Here is an 18755-nt window from a genome sequence, read left to right on the forward strand (position 1 = left end):
CGCGGGATATAAGGATCTCTCTCGGATCGCCCGCGAACGCTCGTTCGATTGCATGGCAACCGTTTGACCGTTCATATCACGCTGCGTGAATCTCTCCTACGCGATCCGTACACGCTCAGCGACGCAGGAGGTCAACCATGTCCCTCAGATTCGTCGGAATCGACCCGTTCACCAACGGGGATAACTGCCCCACCGTGTGGGTGGACGAGAAGACCAGCGAGATCGTCATTCAAGGATGGACAGCGGACCCGGATACTCGGAGGGAATGCCTGGCGACCGGCCCGATACCCGACCACGAGACGGTGCTGCGGCTACCGGCGCGGATGGCACCGATCCTGAAGGAGGCGTGCGATGTCGCCGGAGGTCCCATCGTTCAATGACCTGCTGGCCGAGTGCGACGAGTCGGCCGTCCACCTGGAGATGCGGGACGGCTACACGCCCGGTGATCCCGTCTACCTCGACTGGAGGGCGGGGCTCCGGATCGACGGGCCGGAGCGCTATCCCGAATGGTTCGCGCTCGTGCGGACCACCATCGCCCGCGGTGTCCGGATGCGGCGCGTCCGCATCGTGTCGGAACCCCTGGCGGACTTCATCCGTTTCGAGTACGACGTAACGGGAGGACTTAACGTCGCGGCCGGCGAGCAGGTACGGTGGCTGCCTCGCCGGCAGGCCTCGGACCTGACTCTGCCGGGCAACGACTTCTGGGTGTTCGACGGCCGGATCGTACGATTCGGCTACTTCGCCGGAGACGGGCACTTCGTCGGCCACGACGTCTGGGAGGATCCTGACGTGGTGAAGCTATGCACCTCCGCCTTCGAGGCGGCGTGGGAACGCGGGGTCGATCACGATGACTATCGCCCCGCCTGAGCGCCCCCGGCCATCACGGGGGACCGTCGCGTCCACGACATCACCGTCCTCGTCCGTCCAGGCGGCCCGCCAGGCCATCGCCGACCGGCTGCGGGAGATCAGGGTCGACGCCGGACTGACCGCCAAGGCACTCGCCGCCGCCGCCTCGTGGGACCGCACCAAGGTCTCCAAGATCGAGCACGCCTCCCGGCCGCCCTCCGCCGACGACATCCGCCGCTGGTGCGCCGTCTGCCAGGCCGAGGACCAGGTCCCCGACCTCGTGGCCTCACTGCGGACCGTCGAGGGCGCCTACGTCGAGTGGCGGCGGCTGCAGCGCACCGGCCTGCGCCGGCTCCAGGAGTCACGCGTCCCGCTGTACGAGCGGACCCGCAGCTTCCGCGTCTACTGCTCCCAGGTCGTGCCGGGGCTGTTCCAGACGCCCGCGTACGCCGGGGCGCTCCTGTCGGCCATCACGACCTTCCACGGCACCCCGAACGACGTCGAGGAGGCGGTGGCCGCCCGGATGTCCCGCTCCCACGTCGTACGGGACGGCGCCCACCGGTTCGCCGTGCTCGTCGAGGAGTCGGTGCTCCGCTACCAGGTCGGCGGCCCCGACACGATGGCCGGGCAGTTGCACCACCTCTTGGACGTCATGGCGCTGCCGTCCGTGTCCCTCGGCGTCATCCCGTTCGACCACGGCGGCCGCCGGATGTGGACGCTGGAGGGCTTCAACGTCTTCGACTCCGTCCAGGTCTCGGTGGAGTTGCTGTCGGCCGCGGTGACGGTCACGACGCCGGGCGAGGTGGACCTGTACGTCAAGGCCTTCACCGAGCTGTCCGCGATGGCGGTCTTCGGCACGGCGGCACGAACGCTCATCACCGCGGCGATCGACGCCCTCGACTGAGGTCGACCGAGTTCGGCACGGCGCGTACCGGGCCGCGGTTCCCGTGCCGTGTTGCGCGACGCCGGGCCGGTACGCCCTGAGCGTGTGCCACACTCGGGCACACTTCTCGCACGCGACCGGTCGGCGGTTCTAACGTCGCGGCAGGCGGCCGTACATCCCGCGCGATGAGGAGACGTACATGGGCGAGGAGACCGTCACCGCGTTAGTCGTCCGGCACTTGCGAGAGCTGCGCGGTGCGCTCGATCAGGCCGGCTTCGAGACCACTCTCGACCATCCCCACGGCTCGCCCCCGTATCTCCGGGCGACCAACCGGCACGCGCCTGTCATGTCGGAGACGATCCGGTGCGAACACCACATCGTCGACGGCGACGCGTACTGGTTCTTCTATTCCTGGGGCCAGCCCATCTGCCCCGCCGTCGACAAGTGCTTGGCGGCCCGGGAGATCAGCCGTGTCATCGGGAACCGAGCCCCCGGACGGCCCCATGAGTGAGCGAAGCGAGCGAGTCGTGAGCGCAGCGCCTCTGGTCACTCCTCCGACGAAGGAGGACGCATGAGCGAGCGAAGCGAGCGAGTCATGAGCGCAGCGCCTCTGGTCACTCCTCCGACGAAGGAGGACGCATGAGCTATGACCAGGAGCTGTCGGAGTTCCGGCAGATCCTCGACGAGATGCCCGTGGTCGGGCATCTCCGTCGAGACGCCGAGCTCGCCGAGTTGCACCGGCTGATCGGACGTTATCCCGCGGAGGCGCGGGAGATCTGCGCGAAGTACGACGGCGCGTTCGACAAGCCCGCGTGAGTGAGCGTTCCGGCCGCTCACGCGCACGAACCGGGCCGCGGTGGCGGTGACCACGCCCCCGTCACCGCGGCTCGACCCACGTTCGGGACCGGCGCTCGAACACTGTGAAAGTTTCATCGGTAAAGTTCGGTAAATTGATCTGTCAGGCTAGGATCCATCGCTAGGTGCGCTCCCACCGTCCGTTCTGTCCCCGCGAGACGGAGAAACGCGCATGCACCACCGAGGTTTCCTCTCCCGCCGGGCGCTCCGCGCCCTGACCCTGCTGTCGGCGGCGGTGTTGTTCCTGGTCCCCTGGGCCGACGCCGCCTTCGCCCACGGCTCGGTCGTCGACCCCGCCTCCCGCAACTACGGCTGCTGGCAGCGCTGGGGAAGCGACTTCCAGGACCCCGCGATGCAGCAGCAGGACCCGATGTGCTGGCAGGCATGGCAGGACAACCCCAACGCCATGTGGAACTGGAACGGCCTCTACCGCAACGGCCTCGGCGGCAACTTCCAGGCGGGCCTGCCGGACGGACAGCTCTGCAGCGGCGGCCTGACCGAAAGCGGCCGGTACCGCTCCCTGGACGTCCCCGGCGCGTGGAAGACGACCGACATCCACAACACCTTCTCGGTCCACCTGATGGACCAGGCCAGGCACGGCGCCGACTACCTTCTCGTCTACGTCACCCGCCAGGGGTACGACGCCCTCACCCAGCCCCTGCGCTGGAGCGACCTGGAGCTGATCCGCAAGACGGGCAAGTACGCGCCCGGCAGTGACTACATCGTCGACAACCTCAGCGCCCCCGGCCGTACGGGCCGCCACGTCGTCTTCACGATCTGGCAGGCCTCGCACATGGACCAGGCGTTCTTCTTCTGCAGCGACGTGAACTTCAGCTGATAACCGTTCCCCGGTCGGCGACCGGCCTGGGCCCGTCCGCGGGCGGCCCGGGTCCGGTCCGCCGGCGGCGCCGCCGAAGAGGGGGTCCGTTCGGGCGAGATCCGCCGTAGCATCGCGGATGTGATCCGCACGCCGGGAGATGACGCGAAGCTCCTCGCCCTCAGCGACCTTCATGTCTCCTACTCGGAGAACCGCAAGCTCGTCGAGGGACTGCGCCCGGGTTCCGACGACGACTGGCTGCTCATCGCCGGCGACGTCGGCGAGAAGCTCGACGACATCACCTGGGCGCTCGACACGCTGCGACGGCGGTTCGCGACGGTCGTGTGGGCGCCCGGCAACCACGAGCTGTGGACGCGCCGGGACGACCCGTCCGAGCTCCGCGGCGAGGCCAAGTACCTGCGGATCGTCGAGCTGTGCCGGGAGATGGGCGTGCTCACGCCGGAGGATCCGTACCCGGTCTGGCGCGGCCCCGGCGGCCCGGCCGTCGTCGCGCCGCTCTTCCTGCTCTACGACTACACGTTCCGCCCCGACGGCGTCACCACCCAGGAGGCCGCGCTCGCGCAGGCGTACAAGGAGGGCGTCGTCTGCACCGACGAGGTGCTCCTGCACCCGGACCCGTACCCCACCCGCGAGGCATGGTGCCGGGCCCGGCTGGCGGCGACCGAAGAGCGCCTGGCGGCGCTGGATCCCGACCTGCCGACCGTTCTGGTGAACCACTATCCCCTCGTCCGGGAGCCCACCCGCATCCTCCGCTATCCGGTGTTCGCCCAGTGGTGCGGCACCGAGCACACCGCCGACTGGCACCTGCGCTTCCGCGCGGCCGTGGCCGTCTACGGCCACCTGCACATCCCGCGGACCACCTACCACGACGGCGTGCGATTCGAGGAGGTCTCGGTCGGCTACCCCCGGGAGTGGCAGAAACGCCCGGCGCCGCCGGCCCTGCGGCAGATCCTCCCGACGCCGTGATCGAGGAGCTGTTGCCGCCGGAGGCGGTGGGTGAGGAGGCGTTCGAGGACGCGCCCGCCACGACGCTGTTCCCCGAAGAGGCGGCGCTGCTCGGCCGCGCCGTCGACAAACGCCGCAGGGAGTTCACCACCGTACGGGCGTGCGCGCGGGCGGCCTTCGCGCGGCTCGGCGTCGCCCCCGCGCCCCTCCTCCCCGGCGAACACGGCGCCCCGACCTGGCCCGACGGGATCGTGGGCAGCATGACCCACTGCGACGGCTACCGGGCGTCCGCGGTGGCCCGGGCGCGTGACGTCCAGACCATCGGCATCGACGCGGAGCCCAACGGCCCACTGCCCGACGGCGTCCTGGAGCACGTCTCCCGCCCCGAGGAGCGCGCCTGGCTGGCCGACCTGCGCGCCGCCGAACCCGGCGTGCACTGGGACCGTCTGCTGTTCAGCGCCAAGGAGTCGGTCTACAAGGCGTGGTTCCCGCTGACCCGCAGCTGGCTGGACTTCGAGGGCGCGAGCATCACCGTGGACCCCGAGGCCGGCACCTTCACGGCCGCGCTGACCGTCCCTCCCCCGCAGGTCGACGGCCGCCCCTTGAGAGGCTTCACCGGCCGCTGGCTCGCCCGCAAGGGCCTGATCCTCACCGCCATCTCCGTCCCCCACTCCCCCTCCTGACCGGCGGCCGCCCGAACAGCCGGATTCGCTAGGGAAGGCCGGCGGCAGCGTCGCCGCGCACCTGCCGTTGAGGGCTCGGTGCCAGGGCCGAAGCGATGCGTCGCGCGAGTCATTCGTAGGCGTACTCATCGACGTCCGGTTTCGCGCGGGTCAGCCGCAGGAACTCCAGGGCTCGGGCGTCGAGGTGCCAGCCGAGCGGCGATCTCGGCCGCCGGCACCTGCGTCGAGGTCAGAGCGAAGTAGGTGTACTGGGAGACGAGCACGCGGGCACCTTACCGGCGGTGCCGTGCGTCCGTCGGCGATCGTCAGGCCGGGCCGAGCAGGTCCCAGCGGTTGCCCGCGATGTCGAGGAACACGGCGACCCGGCCGTAGGACTCCGTACGTGGTGCGGTCACGAACTCGACACCGGCGGCCACCATCCGTTCGTAGGCGGCGGCGAAGTCATCGACGCGGAGGAAGAAGCCCACGCGCCCGGCGACCTGGTCCCCGACGACCGCGGCCTGCCGCTCACCGTCCGCACGGGCGAGCAGAATGCCCGTTTCGGCCCCCGGCGGCCGTACGACCACCCACCGCTTCGGACGGCCGTCATCGGTCAGCGACGGGGAGTCCTCGACCAGCTCGAAGCCCAGCACGCCGACGAAGAACCCGATCGCCGCGTCGTAGTCCTCCACGACCAGCGTCACAAGATCGACTCGCACCTCCCGAGCATACGGACCCGCCCAGGACGGGCGGTGACGGACGAGGCGGCTTCGGGACCGGGTTCTCGAGACGCCGTACGGCCGGACGCGCCCGCACGGCCGTTCCGTCGTCCGCGGAGCACGGATCAGCGGGCGTGCTCCGGCTTACGCCGCTTGCGGATCATTCGCGTCAACCGCCATCCGATCAGGACGAACACGATCAGGAACAGGATGACGAGCGCGGGGACGAGGACCGCGACGAAGCTCATCACCAGTGACATCGCGTCTTCCGCGGCGCTCACGAAGGGCGTTCCGACGCCGACCGTGCCGACGTTGATCACGGGACGCACGCCGGCCTTGGTGACGTGCACGCACAGCGCGACGACGATGCCCAGCGCCCAGCCCACCCAGGGATGATCGACCATCCACCCGGAGTGGTCGATCCGCGCGGCCGCGTCCGAGGCGGCGAAGACGGCACCGCCGGCCGCAGGCCGTACGAAGGTCTGGATCGCGTCGTTGACATGGTCGACGATGGCGACCTTGTCGAGGACGACCTCCGCGGCGAGCAGGACCGCCACGGCCGCGAGCGCCCATCCGTTGCCCATCCACGCGAACTGGTGCGGCAGGGCGATCACGTCGGTGAAGCGGGCGAGCAGGCCGACCACCAGGATCGGGATATAAGCGTTCAGACCGGCCGATGCGGATAGGCCGAGCCCGGTCAACGTCGCGAACATGCCAGGTAAGACGTCATCGTCGTAGAGGAAGGTTCCTCCGGGAACCGCCGCCTGTCACGTCACGCCACCGCCGCCGGCTGAAGACCCAGGTCAGCTCTCGGCGGCGAGGGCCCGGCCGTGGTCCTCCGCCGCGATGTAGGTCCGCAGGTGCGGGTGACGGCCGCCGACCGCGATGTCCCGCCAGTACCGCTGCAACGCGTTGTTCGTGGCGAAGCCGCTCGGTCCGTGCAGGTCCAGCATCAGCTCCACGGCGGCACGGCAGTCGCGGGCGGCGTACGACAGGTCCATCTCCAGCCGCGCGCGTTCGGCCGCCGAGACGTCGCCCGCGTCGACGGCCTGCGCGGCGGCGAGCATGGTGCGTTCGGCGCGGTCGACGAGCAGCGTCGCCTCGGCCAGCCAGTGCCGTGCCGCCGGCGAGTCGCCCATCCGCGCGTACGCCGTCATGAACGGCTTGCGATCCGAGGCGAACAGCGCGTGCACGACGTCGAGCGCGCCGCGTGCCGCGCCGACCACCGGGGCGAGGACCGTGAGCCCGTAGAAGACCTTGGCAGAGGGCGTCGGCGGCCCGGCCGGTCTCACCCGTTCCGCCGGTACCAGCAGGTCCTGGGCGACGACGGTCTGACTTCCGGTGCCGCGCATGCCGGCGGAGTTCCAGGTCCGTTCGACGGTCAGGTCGACCATGGGGATCACCGAGACCGAGTACGTACCGTCGACGATCAACCCGAGGAGGGCCCAGGCCGCGTCCTCGCAGCCGGAGACGTAGGGCCAGCGGCCGTTGATCCGGATGCCGCCCGGCTCGGCCTCTCCGGTGCCGTCCGGCCGGCCCGATCCACAGGCGAGCGCGTCCGGGTCGGCGTGGAAGTCGGCCGGTACCGCGCCGCGGAAGGCGTCGTCGGCGAAGGTCTTGCCGGTCGCGCAGGTACCGGCGATCCAGGCGGTGGACGGGCAGTACCGGCCCACATCCGCCAGGTGGCGGGCGACGGTGCAGGCGTCGGCCCAGGCCCCGCCGAACCGTTCGGGCGTCCTGAGCGCGAAGCCGCCGTGACGGCGTACCACGCCGAGGCTGTCGGCGGTCGGGCGATCCTGCTGCTCGGTCTTCTCGGCGTTCTCGAGAAGGATGCGGGCCTGGTCGTGAGGGATGGCGTCGAAGGTCACGTCCATCGACCCAACCAGTCGCGGCCGCCGGCGACCATGTCCGATCGGCCCAGACGCATACTCGGACGACCCGCTCCGGGGCGGCGTGCGGCCTACGATCTGTACGTGGACATGATCAGCGAGGTGATCGGTACCGTCCGTGCCGGCAACGCCTACGCTCGCCGGATCGCGGAGTCCGGGCCGTGGGGCGCCCGCTACCCCTCTTTCGGGGGCGTCGGGTTTCACCTCGTGCTGAGTGGCACCGGCTGGCTGATCCGGAGAGGCGGCGAGTCGATCCCGTTGCGGCCGGGTGACGTCGTGCTCGTCCCGTACGGCACCGAGCACGGACTCAGCCACGCGCCGTGCGCGCTCGGCGCGCTGCCGGTGGCGAGCATGGGCCCCGAGCCGCCGCGCCCCGGCCCGTCCGACTTCGAGTTCCTCTGCGGGTGCTACCGCCTGGACAACAGCAAGGTCCATCAGTTCCTCCGTGACCTGCCGGACGTCATCGCGATCTCGCCGGACTACGAACGCCACCCGCAGCTTCGGTCGCTGACGGCCCTGCTCGGCGACGACGTGTCCGAGGCCCGGCCGGGCGACGACGCGACCCGGTCCGCGCTGGTCGACCTCACGCTCGTCCACGCGCTGCGGCACTGGCAGGAGCAGTCCGGCGACGAGCCATGGCCGGGGATCACCGACCCGGGAATCGCCGCGGCGCTGCGCGCGATCCACGACGCGCCGGACGGCCAGTGGACGGTGCAGCGGCTGAGCGAGATCGCGGGCATGTCCCGTACGACCTTCGTCCGGCGGTTCACCGAGCTGGTCGGCAAATCGCCGGCGACGTACCTGACCGATTGGCGCCTCGGCCTCGGCGCCCGCCTGCTGCGCGAGACCTCGGCGACGTTGGCGGCGATCGCCCGGCAGATCGGCTACTCGACGGAGTTCGCGTTCGCGAACGCCTTCCGGCGGGAGTACGGCGTCTCACCAGGCCGATTCCGGCAGAACATGCGGATCGCCCGCTCGATGAAAGATCGGAACTAGGATGGCGCGGTGAACGACGCGCGGATGTACCTGGTGTGCGGGCTGCCCGGAGCCGGGAAGACGACCCGCGCGCGGCAGATCGTCAAGGCCGCGAAGGCCGTGCATCTGAGTCCGGACGAATGGATCGTCGGGCTCGGCATCAGCCTCGTGGATTACGAGTTCCGGTTCAAGCTCCAAGACTGCATGCTCGTCCACGCGAGCGATCTCCTGCGCTGCGGCACGAGCATCGTCGTCGAGTTCGGCTCCTGGTCGCGCGACGAACGCGAGAACATCCGGCAGGTCGCCGTGCGGGAGGGAGCCGTGACGGAGCTCCACTTCGTCGACGCTCCTCTCGACGAGCTCGTGCGGCGCGTTCGAGCGAGGGGCGGCCCGGAGGCCGAAGCGCTCGCCTCTCAGGTGCTGCTCGGCACCTCCGACCGATTCGAGCGCCCGGGCCCGGAGGAGATCGCGCGGTTCGATCGATACGTCGGGCCCGACGACCCCTGGTCGCCGCACTAGCCGGAGCAGGTCGTCGTGCCGCCCGTCAGTTCTTCTGCAGGGTGCGGGTGACACCCGCGATGACGGCGGTCGTCAGCACCCAGCCGAAGGCGATCAGCAGGTAGGCCAGCCCCTGAAGGCCGTCGTTCGACCAGTACCAGGCCGTGCGCTGACCCAGGCCACCGATGGGGATCAAGAGGTCGGGTGTGTAGACGAGGGGCTGGAACCGGGTGCCTTCGCCCGCCTTCACCGGGGTGGGAGAGTTCGCGCCGAAGACCAGGGTGCCCAGCAGGGTCAGTATCAGGAGCCAGATGCCCGCCAGCCATGGCCGATAGCCATAGCCGACGGTCGCGTCGAGCAGGTGTCCCCAGGCGCGCGGGGGCAGGGACAAGGTGCGGCGCCGGTGACGCTGTTTCGCCAGGAGCACCCGGCGGGCGTCGTCGTCGTGGCCGGCCTTCCGGTACCAGCTCGCCAACTGCTCATATGGCTGCGGACTGTAGGCCCGGGTGCGCCGTATCCACGCCAGACGGCGAGCCGCGGAGTTCCGTTGCCCCGCTGCCTCCCGCCGCTCCCCCGCCTCTGCCACCGTGATGGAGCCGTAGACGAAGCCGTCCAGCTCGACCACATCCGGCCAGCTGTGCTCGCTGTCGTGGAGGTAGGACACCTGCGCGCCCCACAGGTCCACGGTGCCGGACGGGGGCCGGGCGAGCGCGAAATCCAAGTCGACGGCATGCATCAGCGAGGCGACCAGAGATGGGCCGCGGCCGTCGGGCGGCCCGTTCAGGACGGCTCCTTCAAAGGTCAGGTTGTCCGAGATCCGGGCTCCCCGCAGCCGTACGGTCCCGTTCGCGGTGAACCCGTCGGAGAAGTCGAGCACCGAGGCCGCGGCATTGTCCAGGGCGAGCGCCACCGCACGCGGGCCGGGGCGCTCCAGTAGCGCGCCCCGCATGTGCAGTCCGCCGGGCAGCCGTGCCCCCATGAGACGGATTTCACCGTCCGCCACGAATCCGTCCACGCAGTAGACACCGCCCTCAGCGACCAGTCCGCCAGCGGAGATCGCCCATTCCCCGGCTGCGGTGATCCGGGCGCCGCTGAGGTTCACGGCCCCGCTCACATGGGCGTTGATGAGCGACAAGGCGGTGACCCTGCGGTGGAAGGGCGAGGCGGAGTCGCTTTCAAGGCGGGAGCGCCTCAGGTCGAGGCGTCCCTCGATACGGATCATGCCGGCTTCCACCCCCGGCACTCGGCTGCCCACTATCGCGATCGACTGGGTCGACGCGCCGGAGAGGTCCACGCCCGCCTCGAACCAGCAGTCCTCGATCCAGACGCCGTGAGCGATCTGCGCACCGGCCAGGTTGAGGCGCCCGGATATCCGCGCCCCGGCGAGCCTCAGACACGGGACGGCCCCCGGCTGCGCGGAGTTCGCGCCCAAGAGGAGCGCCACGATCACGGCGGCCCGAACCGTCCGCCCGGGGCCCCACCGCCCGCCTCCGGTGAGGAGGTCGTCCTCGGGCACACCCGTGCGCAGGTCCACGCGGTGTCCCTCGGAGAACGCGTCCCACAGCTCACGCTCCGGTGGGGTCAACTCGTCGTATGAGAGCACCCAGGCAGAGTAGTGATCTTCTTTCACGCCCGCCTTACCCCACCGCGCCGCGGATCGGAGGGCGGCTGGTCGCCGATCCAGCCGCGCCACGGCGGCTCTCTACCGACGGCTTGGTATGGTGCGCACGTTGCACCGCTTGGAGAGTCACGGCGGCGCTCAAGGGAGAGGGGCCAGGCGACGGTGCAGGCCTCAGAGCTTTCGCGTGCGGTGGCCGCCGCCATGTCCACCGCCTCATCACTTGGCCTGACAGCCGACGACGCCATCGTGCTTCAAGACTCGAACAAGCTGGCTCTGCGTCTGCTGCCTTCTGACGTCCTGGCCCGGGTGGCACCTGTGGCGCATCAGGTCGCACGGTTCGAGCTCGAGCTTGCTCGGCGGCTCGCCGAATCCGGGTGCCCGGTGGCCGCTCTCGAGCCTCGAGTGGAGCCACGCGCCTATGAGCGTGATGGCTTCGTGGTCACGCTGTGGACCTACTACGAGCCCGTGACACCTCGAGAGATCTCACCGGCCGACTACGCCGACGCGCTCCGGCGACTGCACGCCGGCATGCGCGAGCTCGACGTCCCGACGCCGCACTTCACGGATCGAGTCGAGCAGGCTCAGCGACTCGTGGCGGACCGCGACCGCACTCCGGCGCTCGCCGGAGCGGACCGGGAGCTGCTCGGCGACACGTTGGGAAGCCTGAGGCGAGTGATCGGCGAGCGCGGCGGCGCCGAGCAGTTGCTGCACGGCGAGCCGCACCCGGGCAACGTGCTCACCACAACGAACGGTCTGCTGTTCATCGACCTTGAGACGTGTTGCCGTGGGCCTGTCGAATTCGACCTCGCCCATGCGCCCGAAGAAGTCAGCGAACACTATCCCGGTGTCGATCGAGACGTGCTGCGCGCGTGCCGGATCCTCGTGCTGGCGATGATCACAACGTGGCGCTGGGATCGAGGTGACCAACTCCCCAACGGGCGCCGGCTCGGCGCAGAGTGGCTCGGCCAGATCCGAGCAGCGCTCGATCGCAACGGGCTGGATACCCATGGCTGACGCGCTGCGCTCCAGGTCAGCGGCACGGATGACGGACGAGTCGGCCTGTAGGCCGGGTTCTGTGCCTCCGCTCGCGCGGAGCGACGGTCATCCATCTAGGGCCGCCGTTGCCGGCGGCCTCGAGCGGTCTACCCGCAGGCTCGGGCGGGCCGCCCTCGAACGCCTGCGCGGACCCGCGTGGCGGGTCCTTCTTGACCTTGCTCCGGGTGGGGTTTGCCGAGCCGCCCCAGTCACCTGGGGCGCTGGTGGTCTCTTACACCACCGTTTCACCCTTACCTCCGCATGCGGAGGCGGTCTGCTTTCTGTGGCACTTTCCCGCGGGTCGCCCCGGGTCGGCGTTACCGACCACCCTGCCCGGTGGAGCCCGGACCTTCCTCGTCGGAGCGGAACTCCGACGCGACCGTCCGGCCGACTCGTCCGTCGTTCACCGACTTTACCAAAGGCCCGGTTCGGCACCCTGGCGGAGATGGTGGGTGTCGTTGAGGGACCGTACGACGGCGGGGCCGTCGGCGTACCAGTCGACGACCGACAGGGATGCGACGTCCAGGTGCATCCGGTACAGCGCGGAGGGCGGGGCGTCCAGTGCCAGGCGCAGGAGCGTCTTGATCGGCGTGACGTGCGACACGACGAGGATCTTCTGCTTCCGGAACCGGACGAGCAGCTTGTCGCGGGCGGTCTGGACGCGCTTGAGGGTGGCCGCGAAGCTCTCGCCGTAGGGCGGCGCGACGGAGGGGTCGGCGAGCCAGGCGTCCAGCTCGGCGGGCCAGCGTTCGCGCACCTCGGCGAAGGTGTAGCCCTCCCAGTCGCCGAAGTCGGTCTCACGCAGGTCGTCCTCCACGCGGACCGGGACGTCGAGGACCTGGGCGACCTCCTGGGCGGTCTGCCGCGTCCGCTTGAGCGGCGAGGTGACGATCGCGTCGATGCCCCGGCCGGCGAACGCCTCTCCCGCGGCGCGGGCCTGGGCCAGGCCCGTGTCGGTCAGGGGGATGTCGCCGACGCCGGCGAACCGCCGCTCCCCGGAGTACGGCGTCTCGCCGTGCCGGAGCAGCAGCGTCGTCGTCGGATCCGTGGTCGGCGGGCCCCAGCCCGTGGTCGCCGTGGGCGGGTCCGGCTCGTCCTCCTCGACGGCGGACGGCGCCCAGGTACGGCCCTCGGCGGCGGCGTCCATGGCCTCGTTGGCGAGCCGGTCGGCGTGCTTGTTGCGCTCCCGGGGGATCCACGTGTAGCGGACCGAACCGAAGCGGGAGGCCAGCCGCTGCGCCTGAAGGGCGAGCGGCTTCATGTCCGGATGCTTGATCTTCCACCGGCCGGACATCTGCTCGACGACGAGCTTGGAGTCCATCCGGACCTCGAGGTCGGCGTCCGGGGCGAGCTCGGACGCGGCCTCCAGGCCCGCGATCAGGCCCCGGTACTCGGCGACGTTGTTGGTGACCACGCCGAGGGACTCGGCCCGCTCGGCCAGGACCTGGCCCGTGACGGCGTCGCGGACGACGGAGCCGTACCCGGCGGGGCCGGGGTTGCCGCGGGACCCGCCGTCGGCCTCGATGATCAGCTTCACAGGCCGGAGTCCGGGGTGCGGACGAGGATTCGGCGGCACTCCTCGCAGCGGATGACGTCGTCCTTGGCGGCCGCGCGGATGGCGTTCAGCTCCACGGTGTTGAGCTGCAGGTGGCAGCCCTGGCACTGGCCGCGCAGCAGCGGCGCGGCGGCGACGCCCCGCTGCTGCTCGCGCAGCTTCTCGTAGAGCTTGAGCAGATCGCCGGGGATGTCGCCGGCGACTCCGGCCCGCGCGGTGCGGACCAGCTCGGCCTCGCCGTCGATCTCCCGGTTGGCGGCGTCGCGGCGCTCGGTGAGCTCGGCCAGATCCTTCTCGGCCGCCTCCTTGTCCGCCTCGACGGCGCGCAGGCGGTTCTCGGCCTCCTCGCGGCGCTCCATCACCTCCAGGACGATGTCCTCGAGGTCGGCCTGCCGCTTCTGCAGGGACACGATCTCGGACTGGAGGTTCTCCAGGTCGCGGGCCGAGGACACCTGCCCGGAGTCGAGCCGCTTCTGGTCCCGCTCGGCGCGGGCGCGTACCTGGTCGACGTCCTGCTCGGCCTTCTTCTGCTCCCGGTCGATGTCGCTGATCTCGGTCTGCGCGGCGACGAGGGCGTCGCCGACCCCGCCGAGACGCTCCTCGACCTTCGTGATCTCGGCGAGCTCCGGCAGGGTGCGCCTGCGGTGGGCCAGCCGGTCCAGCCGGGTGTCCAGCTCCTGCAGGTCGAGGAGGCGCATCTGGGCTTCAGGTGCTGCTTTCACGTACTTCCTTCAAGGGATCGAAAGGTCCACGCGTCGGTCACGACGGTGGAGATCCGGGTCTCCACGCCAGTCTGTCGCACCAGGGCCGCCGCGTCGCCGAGCCACGGCCATTCCGTCGCCCAGTGCGCGGCGTCGACGAGTGCGGTACTCCCATCCTCCCGGAACTCCGACGCCGGATGGTGACGGAGGTCGGCGGTGAGGTAGACGTCGGCTCCCACGGCGCGGGCCGCGCCGAGCAGGGAGTCGCCGGCACCGCCGCAGACCGCCACCGTACGGACCGGCGCCTCCGGGTCGCCGGCGACCCGGAGGCCCGCGGCGGTGGCGGGCAGGCTCTTGGCCGCGGCGTCCGCGAACTCCCGCAGCGTCACGGGTGCGGGCAGCTCGCCGACGCGGCCGAGGCCCCGGCGCGGATCGTCGGCGGACGGGCTCAGCGGCCGCAGGGGCCCGGTGAGCCCGACGGCGCGGGCGAGCGCGTCGGAGACGCCGGGGTCGGCGACGTCGGCGTTGGTGTGCGCGGTGTACAGGGCGGCGCCGGCGGTGATCAACCGGTGCACGGCGCGGCCCTTCGGGGTGGTGGCGGGTACCCCGTGTACGGGCCGCAGCAGTAGCGGATGGTGCGTGACGATCAGGTCGGCGCGCCAGTCCAGGGCCTCGTCGACCACGTCGCTCACCGGGTCCACGGCGAACAGGACACGGCGGACTTCGGCGTCCGGATCACCGCAGACCAGGCCGACGGCGTCCCAGGACTCCGCCCAGGCGGGATCGTAGCGATCCTCCAGGATCGTGATGATGTCGGCCAGTGTGGTGGGCACCCTCCGCAGGGTACCGCTCAAGGTCGCGGTGACCGCGCATTCAAGATCCCGGAAATCGCGCATAACATCGGCGGGGCGCCGGTGCGGAATCATGGCACTCGGCCGATCGTTGGAGGTTGCGTGAAATCACCGTTTCGACGGCGCCGTAGGCGTCCGCGTAAGCGCCCCGCCGCTGCTCCCGAGCCAGAGGTCATCGACTGGCCGAAGGACGGCAACGGTGGTGGCGGCGGCCTGATGTCGGCCATCCGGGGCGACTCCTCGTCCGGGGCCGGGTTCGGGCCCGGGATGTTCGCGGACCTGCAGGCGGCTTTCGGTGGTGCCGGAAAACAGATCCAGCTCGAGGAGCAGGAGAAGGAGAAGACCCGCCGCCACGAGCTGCACACCAACAGCGCCGGCGGGCGTGACGACCTCGACTCCGGCATGATCAGGATCACGAAGCGCCGTGATCCGGAGGAAGAGGAGAAGGAGTAGGCCGAAGCGGTGGTTCTCCCTTCCTGACGACGTGACCGCGAACGTGCCGCCCGGCTGGCCTTCGGGAGTGCATCCGCCGGGCACCGAGAGATTCGAGGACACGGCGGTGGCCTGGCTCTTCGACCTGGTGCCGCCCGAATACCGCCGGTACGGCGTGCTCCGGCGCCATCCGGCCGTGCTGTCGCGCATGGCCCGTCTTCACGTCGCCGCCGATCTGGAGGCGGCGAGGGAGGGCTTCCGCACCGCCCGCGCCGAGCTGGCGGACACGGTCCCCGCCCACGCCGTCGAGACGGTGCTGGAGATCTACCGTCGGGAGGGCACTCGCCTGGCGTCCGTGGCCCGGGCCGTCGAACTCGTCGACGCCGCCCTGCGCGGCGGCTCGTTCACCCCCGGCCCCTGATCGCGCCTCCAGGCTCCGGCCGGGTTCAGTTGGACGCGCGGAAGAGGTGGGCGGCGGCGCCCCGGTTCGGCACTCCGAGCTTGTGCAGGATGCGGGAGACGTGGACGCCGACGGTCCGTTCGCTGATGAACAGCGTCTCGGCGATCTGCCGGTTGGTCCGCCCGCTGCTCAGCAGCGCGAGCACCTCGGTCTCCCGCGCGGTGAGCCCGGGTACCGGCTCCTCCGCGGGTTCGGGCTCCTCGGCGGCCGGGACGAGATCGAGCCGGGCACGCCGGGCCAGGTTCTCGATCTCCGGCCGCAGCGCGTCGGCGCCGAGGGCGTCGGCGGTGGCCCACGCCGCGCGCAGCGCCTCCACCGCGTCCTCGCGCGGGCCACGGACGGCCAGGATCGCCTCGGCCTCGCGGGTCCGGCAGTACGCCGCGCGGTAGGTCTCGCCGAGCTCCTCCCAGAGCGCGGTGGCGGAGCGCCAGAGGGCCGGGTCCGGGGCCGCCGTCCGGGTCGCCTCCGCCTCGGCCTGGAGGCCGTACGCCTCCGGCTCCGGCATCTTGGGCATCGCCGCGAGCATCGCGCGGCACTCCTCCAGGAGCGGCGTCGCGTCGCCGTGCAGTCCCGCCTCCGCACGGATCCCCGCGGCGCACAGTTCGGGCCCGATCCGGATGAACTCGCTGCCGCGGATGACGTCGAGCCCCGCCCGTACGTGGCCGCGCGCGGCCGTCAGGTCGTGTTCGAGGATCGCCAGGCGGGCCCGGCAGGCGTGGTAGGAGCTGGCCAGGTCGAGGTCGTCGGTCCGGCCGGTGATCTCGGCGAGGGTGGCGAGGTGGCGCCGGGCGCCGTCGGAGTCGCCCCGGCGCAGCTGCAGCTCGGCCATGGCGAGCGTCACGCCCCAGCGCTGCCACGGCGGCGCCTCGATGTCCATGACGTCGTCGACGAGCCGGTCCGCGTCGGACCAGCGCCCGAGGCGGATCAGCGCGGCGAGCGTGTTGCCGGCAGCGCACATGCAGGTCGTCCGGCCGTATCCGAGACGCCGGCAGATGCCCACGCCCTCCATGCCCAGCTCCGCGGCCTTGGCCCAGTCCCCGGCCCACAGCAGCGCCTCGGTGTAGTTGACGTACGCGCGGCCGACCTCCCAGGCGTCCTCGCGCTCCTTGGCGCTGCGCAGGGCCTCGGCGAGTTCGGCGAGGCCGTTGGTCATCTCGCCGAGCATGGCGAGGCTGACGCCCATGGTGTTGCGGGCGTGCCCCTCGATGTCGCGGGCGCCGACGGCCACGGCCGCCTCGACGGCCTCCCGGCAGGACGCGACGGACTCGCGGAAGCGGCACTGGATCATCAGCGCGTGCCCCTGCAGCCCGCGGACGCGGGCGCGTTCGCGGGCCGACGCCTCGGCGGGCAGCAGCGCGATCGCCTTGTCGTACGCCGCGCAGGCGGCGGCCAGGTCCCCGGCCACCCAGCGGATCCGGCCGACCAGGGTCCACAGGCCCGCCGCGCGCGTCGGCTCGGCCGCCGGATCGACCTCGCCCATCGCCTCCTCGGCGAGCCGGGCGGCGCGGTCGACCTCCCCCGCCGCGGTGGCGACCTCGGCGGCGCGGCCCAGGAGTTCGGCGTACGGCATCCCGGTGCGGGCGGCGGCGTCGGGAACCTCCGGCCACAGGCGGAGGGCACGTTCGTAGTGCGCCAGCGCGACGGCCCAGGCGTAGCTGGCCTGTGCGGCGGCGGCCGCGGCCACGAAGCCGCTGAGCGCCCGGTCCGCGTCGCCGGCGGCGTGCCAGTGGCGGGCGAGCTCGGCGGACGGACCGTGTTTCTCCAGCGCCGTGGCGACGGCGCGGTGCAGCCGGCTGCGTTCGCCCGGCAGCAGTTCGGTGTGCAGGGCGTCGCGCAGGAGCGCGTGCCGTACGTCGTATCCGTCGTCCGTGACGACGAGCAGCCGGTGGGCGACCGCCTCGTGCAGGGCGTCGTCCAGCGACTCGGGCGGCAGCCCGGTCACCGCGGCGATCAGCTCCTCGTCACCGACCCGGCCGATCGCGGCGACGGCGCGCAGGACCCGCCGGGTCTCGGGGGCGAGGCGTTCGACACGGGTCAGCAGCACCTCGCGGAGGCTGGCGGGCACCTCGTTCGTGGTGGGCCCGGCCGCGACCAGTTCCTCGACGAAGAACGGGTTCCCCTCCGTCCGGGCGAACAACGCGCCGACCTGGCGGACGGCGGGGCGGATGCCGAGGATGCCGGCCACCTGGGCGGCCACCTCGTCCCGGGAGAGGCCGGCCAGCTCGATGCGCTCGGCGCGTCCCGAGCGCTCCAGCTCCAGCACCGTGCCGTGCAGCGGATGGCCGCGCACCACCTCGTCGCTGCGGTACGTCCCGATGACGAGCAGACCGGCGCGGCGCAGGTTCGCGCCGAGCAGCGCCAGCAGGTCGGCGGAGGCGGGGTCGATCCAGTGCAGGTCCTCCAGGACCAGGACGGCCGGGCGCAGCGCGGCCATCCGCTGGAACAGCCCGAGGGCGAGTTCGTACAGCCGGCCGCGTTCGGCGCCGTCCCGCCGGGCCGGCGGCCGCCCGCACAGCTCGGGCAGCAGCGCGCCGAGCTCGCGCGGCGCCTCGCCGAGGACGTGCCCCAGCTCCTCGGCCGTGAGCTCGTAGGCCAGCGGCCGGAGCGCGGCGACGAACGGCGCGTACGGCGCGGCGCCCTCGGCCAGGTCGAGGCAGCCGCCGGTGAAGACGAGGGCGTCACGGCGCCGTGCGTGCTCGGTGAAGGTCGTGACCAGCCGAGACTTGCCGATCCCGGCGTCGCCTGAGACGAAGAGCAGGACGGACGAACCGTTCTGCGCCTGGGTCAGGGCGGCGTCGAGTCGTTCGAGCTCGGCCGAGCGGCCGATGAGCGTGGGACACGAAACCCGCCTTGTCACATGGCGAGTATGTAGTACATAAGCCCTACAGGTGGTTGAAAAGTAAGCAATTATGCTGATGCGCCCGATCGGCCGGGTGATGATCATGAAGCCATCGGCATAAGCATCGGCATCGGCATCGGCATCGGCAGTC

21 protein-coding genes and 1 other RNA gene are annotated in these 18755 nt (G+C 71.4%); 13 read left to right on the forward strand and 9 right to left on the reverse strand.

The genetic code is table 11. The features are described from left to right. The first annotated feature begins 137 nt into the window (after positions 1 to 137). From NE234_RS09395 to NE234_RS09430, 8 genes are all read left to right on the forward strand, one after another. Complete coding sequence (locus NE234_RS09395; protein WP_252778500.1) at positions 138 to 380, forward strand: hypothetical protein; 243 nt, start codon at positions 138 to 140, stop codon at positions 378 to 380. After that, positions 352 to 867 carry a DUF6879 family protein gene (locus tag NE234_RS09400; protein ID WP_252778501.1) on the forward strand — a complete coding sequence of 172 codons (516 nt, stop codon included), beginning with the start codon at positions 352 to 354 and terminating at the stop codon, positions 865 to 867. Before NE234_RS09395 ends, NE234_RS09400 begins: the two co-directional genes overlap by 29 nt. Then, on the forward strand, positions 848 to 1750 hold the full coding sequence (locus NE234_RS09405) for a DUF5753 domain-containing protein (RefSeq protein ID WP_252778502.1): 903 nt from the start codon (positions 848 to 850) through the stop codon (positions 1748 to 1750). The genes NE234_RS09400 and NE234_RS09405 overlap by 20 nt, the downstream gene beginning before the upstream one ends. 178 nt (positions 1751 to 1928) lie before the next feature. After that, the gene (locus NE234_RS09410; RefSeq protein ID WP_252778503.1) at positions 1929 to 2240 is read left to right on the forward strand and encodes a hypothetical protein; all 312 of its coding nucleotides are present in this window, start codon (positions 1929 to 1931) and stop codon (positions 2238 to 2240) included. A 128-nt stretch (positions 2241 to 2368) separates the two neighbouring features. After that, positions 2369 to 2545, forward strand: a complete 177-nt coding sequence (locus NE234_RS09415) for a hypothetical protein (protein ID WP_252778504.1) — start codon at positions 2369 to 2371, stop codon at positions 2543 to 2545. A 211-nt stretch (positions 2546 to 2756) separates the two neighbouring features. Then, on the forward strand, positions 2757 to 3422 hold the full coding sequence (locus NE234_RS09420) for a lytic polysaccharide monooxygenase auxiliary activity family 9 protein (protein ID WP_252778505.1): 666 nt from the start codon (positions 2757 to 2759) through the stop codon (positions 3420 to 3422). Positions 3423 to 3542: 120 nt separating this feature from the next. Further along, positions 3543 to 4388 (forward strand): metallophosphoesterase family protein, encoded by an 846-nt coding sequence (locus NE234_RS09425; protein ID WP_252778506.1) that lies wholly within the window; start codon positions 3543 to 3545, stop codon positions 4386 to 4388. Further along, positions 4385 to 5050 carry a 4'-phosphopantetheinyl transferase family protein gene (locus NE234_RS09430; RefSeq protein WP_252778507.1) on the forward strand — a complete coding sequence of 222 codons (666 nt, stop codon included), beginning with the start codon at positions 4385 to 4387 and terminating at the stop codon, positions 5048 to 5050. Before NE234_RS09425 ends, NE234_RS09430 begins: the two co-directional genes overlap by 4 nt. A 305-nt stretch (positions 5051 to 5355) precedes the next feature. On the opposite strand, the gene NE234_RS09435 is transcribed toward NE234_RS09430, so the two are convergent. From NE234_RS09435 to NE234_RS09445, 3 genes are all read right to left on the reverse strand, one after another. Beyond that, positions 5356 to 5748 carry a VOC family protein gene (locus tag NE234_RS09435; RefSeq protein WP_252778508.1) on the reverse strand — a complete coding sequence of 131 codons (393 nt, stop codon included), beginning with the start codon at positions 5746 to 5748 and terminating at the stop codon, positions 5356 to 5358. Positions 5749 to 5873: 125 nt separating this feature from the next. Further along, positions 5874 to 6461, reverse strand: coding sequence for a DUF4126 domain-containing protein (locus NE234_RS09440; RefSeq protein ID WP_252778509.1), 588 nt, complete (start codon positions 6459 to 6461; stop codon positions 5874 to 5876). Positions 6462 to 6551: 90 nt separating this feature from the next. After that, complete coding sequence (locus NE234_RS09445; RefSeq protein ID WP_252778510.1) at positions 6552 to 7622, reverse strand: acyl-CoA dehydrogenase family protein; 1071 nt, start codon at positions 7620 to 7622, stop codon at positions 6552 to 6554. 105 nt (positions 7623 to 7727) lie between these two features. On the opposite strand from NE234_RS09445, the gene NE234_RS09450 reads away from it, so the two are divergent. Then, the gene (locus NE234_RS09450; RefSeq protein ID WP_252778834.1) at positions 7728 to 8633 is read left to right on the forward strand and encodes an AraC family transcriptional regulator; all 906 of its coding nucleotides are present in this window, start codon (positions 7728 to 7730) and stop codon (positions 8631 to 8633) included. Between the two features lie 9 nt (positions 8634 to 8642). Further along, positions 8643 to 9131, forward strand: coding sequence for an AAA family ATPase (locus NE234_RS09455; RefSeq protein ID WP_252778511.1), 489 nt, complete (start codon positions 8643 to 8645; stop codon positions 9129 to 9131). A 25-nt stretch (positions 9132 to 9156) separates the two neighbouring features. Here the strand turns inward: NE234_RS09455 and NE234_RS09460 are convergent, their stop codons facing one another. After that, positions 9157 to 10713 (reverse strand): hypothetical protein, encoded by a 1557-nt coding sequence (locus NE234_RS09460; RefSeq protein ID WP_252778512.1) that lies wholly within the window; start codon positions 10711 to 10713, stop codon positions 9157 to 9159. Between the two features lie 180 nt (positions 10714 to 10893). Between NE234_RS09460 and NE234_RS09465 the strand changes: the two genes are divergently transcribed. After that, positions 10894 to 11745, forward strand: a complete 852-nt coding sequence (locus NE234_RS09465) for a phosphotransferase enzyme family protein (RefSeq protein WP_252778513.1) — start codon at positions 10894 to 10896, stop codon at positions 11743 to 11745. Positions 11746 to 11777: 32 nt separating this feature from the next. On the opposite strand, the gene rnpB is transcribed toward NE234_RS09465, so the two are convergent. From rnpB to NE234_RS09485, 4 genes are all read right to left on the reverse strand, one after another. Further along, positions 11778 to 12161: RNase P RNA component class A (rnpB, locus tag NE234_RS09470), an RNA gene on the reverse strand. Positions 12162 to 12178: 17 nt separating this feature from the next. Then, a complete protein-coding gene (locus NE234_RS09475; RefSeq protein ID WP_252778514.1) occupies positions 12179 to 13303 on the reverse strand; it encodes a bifunctional RNase H/acid phosphatase in 1125 nt (374 codons plus the stop codon). Then, on the reverse strand, positions 13300 to 14043 hold the full coding sequence (locus NE234_RS09480) for a zinc ribbon domain-containing protein (protein ID WP_252778515.1): 744 nt from the start codon (positions 14041 to 14043) through the stop codon (positions 13300 to 13302). Before NE234_RS09480 ends, NE234_RS09475 begins: the two co-directional genes overlap by 4 nt. Then, entirely contained in the window at positions 14040 to 14864 is an 825-nt protein-coding gene (locus NE234_RS09485; RefSeq protein ID WP_406566979.1) for a Nif3-like dinuclear metal center hexameric protein, read from the reverse strand. Before NE234_RS09485 ends, NE234_RS09480 begins: the two co-directional genes overlap by 4 nt. Positions 14865 to 14975: 111 nt before the next feature. On the opposite strand from NE234_RS09485, the gene NE234_RS45235 reads away from it, so the two are divergent. Continuing rightward, entirely contained in the window at positions 14976 to 15326 is a 351-nt protein-coding gene (locus NE234_RS45235) for a DUF6191 domain-containing protein (protein WP_252778517.1), read from the forward strand. 31 nt (positions 15327 to 15357) lie between these two features. Next, positions 15358 to 15726: a hypothetical protein gene (locus tag NE234_RS09495; RefSeq protein WP_252778518.1), complete on the forward strand. Its 369-nt coding sequence runs from the start codon at positions 15358 to 15360 to the stop codon at positions 15724 to 15726. A 25-nt stretch (positions 15727 to 15751) separates the two neighbouring features. Here NE234_RS09495 and NE234_RS09500 read toward each other — a convergent pair whose 3' ends face one another. Beyond that, entirely contained in the window at positions 15752 to 18622 is a 2871-nt protein-coding gene (locus NE234_RS09500; RefSeq protein WP_252778519.1) for an ATP-binding protein, read from the reverse strand. Between the last annotated feature and the right edge of the window lie 133 nt (positions 18623 to 18755).

The organism is Actinoallomurus rhizosphaericola (assembly GCF_024055675.1).
Lineage (GTDB): Bacteria > Actinomycetota > Actinomycetes > Streptosporangiales > Streptosporangiaceae > Actinoallomurus > Actinoallomurus soli.

Excerpts from the sequence above, each read along its gene's own strand:
- NE234_RS09410 (WP_252778503.1), top strand. The coding sequence starts at position 1,929 with ATGGGCGAGGAGACCGTCACCGCGTTAGTCGTCCGGCACTTGCGAGAG.
- NE234_RS09445 (WP_252778510.1), bottom strand. The coding sequence starts at position 7,622 with ATGGACGTGACCTTCGACGCCATCCCTCACGACCAGGCCCGCATCCTT.
- NE234_RS09400 (WP_252778501.1), top strand. The coding sequence starts at position 352 with ATGTCGCCGGAGGTCCCATCGTTCAATGACCTGCTGGCCGAGTGCGAC.
- NE234_RS09395 (WP_252778500.1), top strand. The coding sequence starts at position 138 with ATGTCCCTCAGATTCGTCGGAATCGACCCGTTCACCAACGGGGATAAC.
- NE234_RS09450 (WP_252778834.1), top strand. The coding sequence starts at position 7,728 with ATGATCAGCGAGGTGATCGGTACCGTCCGTGCCGGCAACGCCTACGCT.
- NE234_RS09420 (WP_252778505.1), top strand. The coding sequence starts at position 2,757 with ATGCACCACCGAGGTTTCCTCTCCCGCCGGGCGCTCCGCGCCCTGACC.
- NE234_RS09405 (WP_252778502.1), top strand. The coding sequence starts at position 848 with ATGACTATCGCCCCGCCTGAGCGCCCCCGGCCATCACGGGGGACCGTC.
- NE234_RS09415 (WP_252778504.1), top strand. The coding sequence starts at position 2,369 with ATGAGCTATGACCAGGAGCTGTCGGAGTTCCGGCAGATCCTCGACGAG.
- NE234_RS09440 (WP_252778509.1), bottom strand. The coding sequence starts at position 6,461 with ATGTTCGCGACGTTGACCGGGCTCGGCCTATCCGCATCGGCCGGTCTG.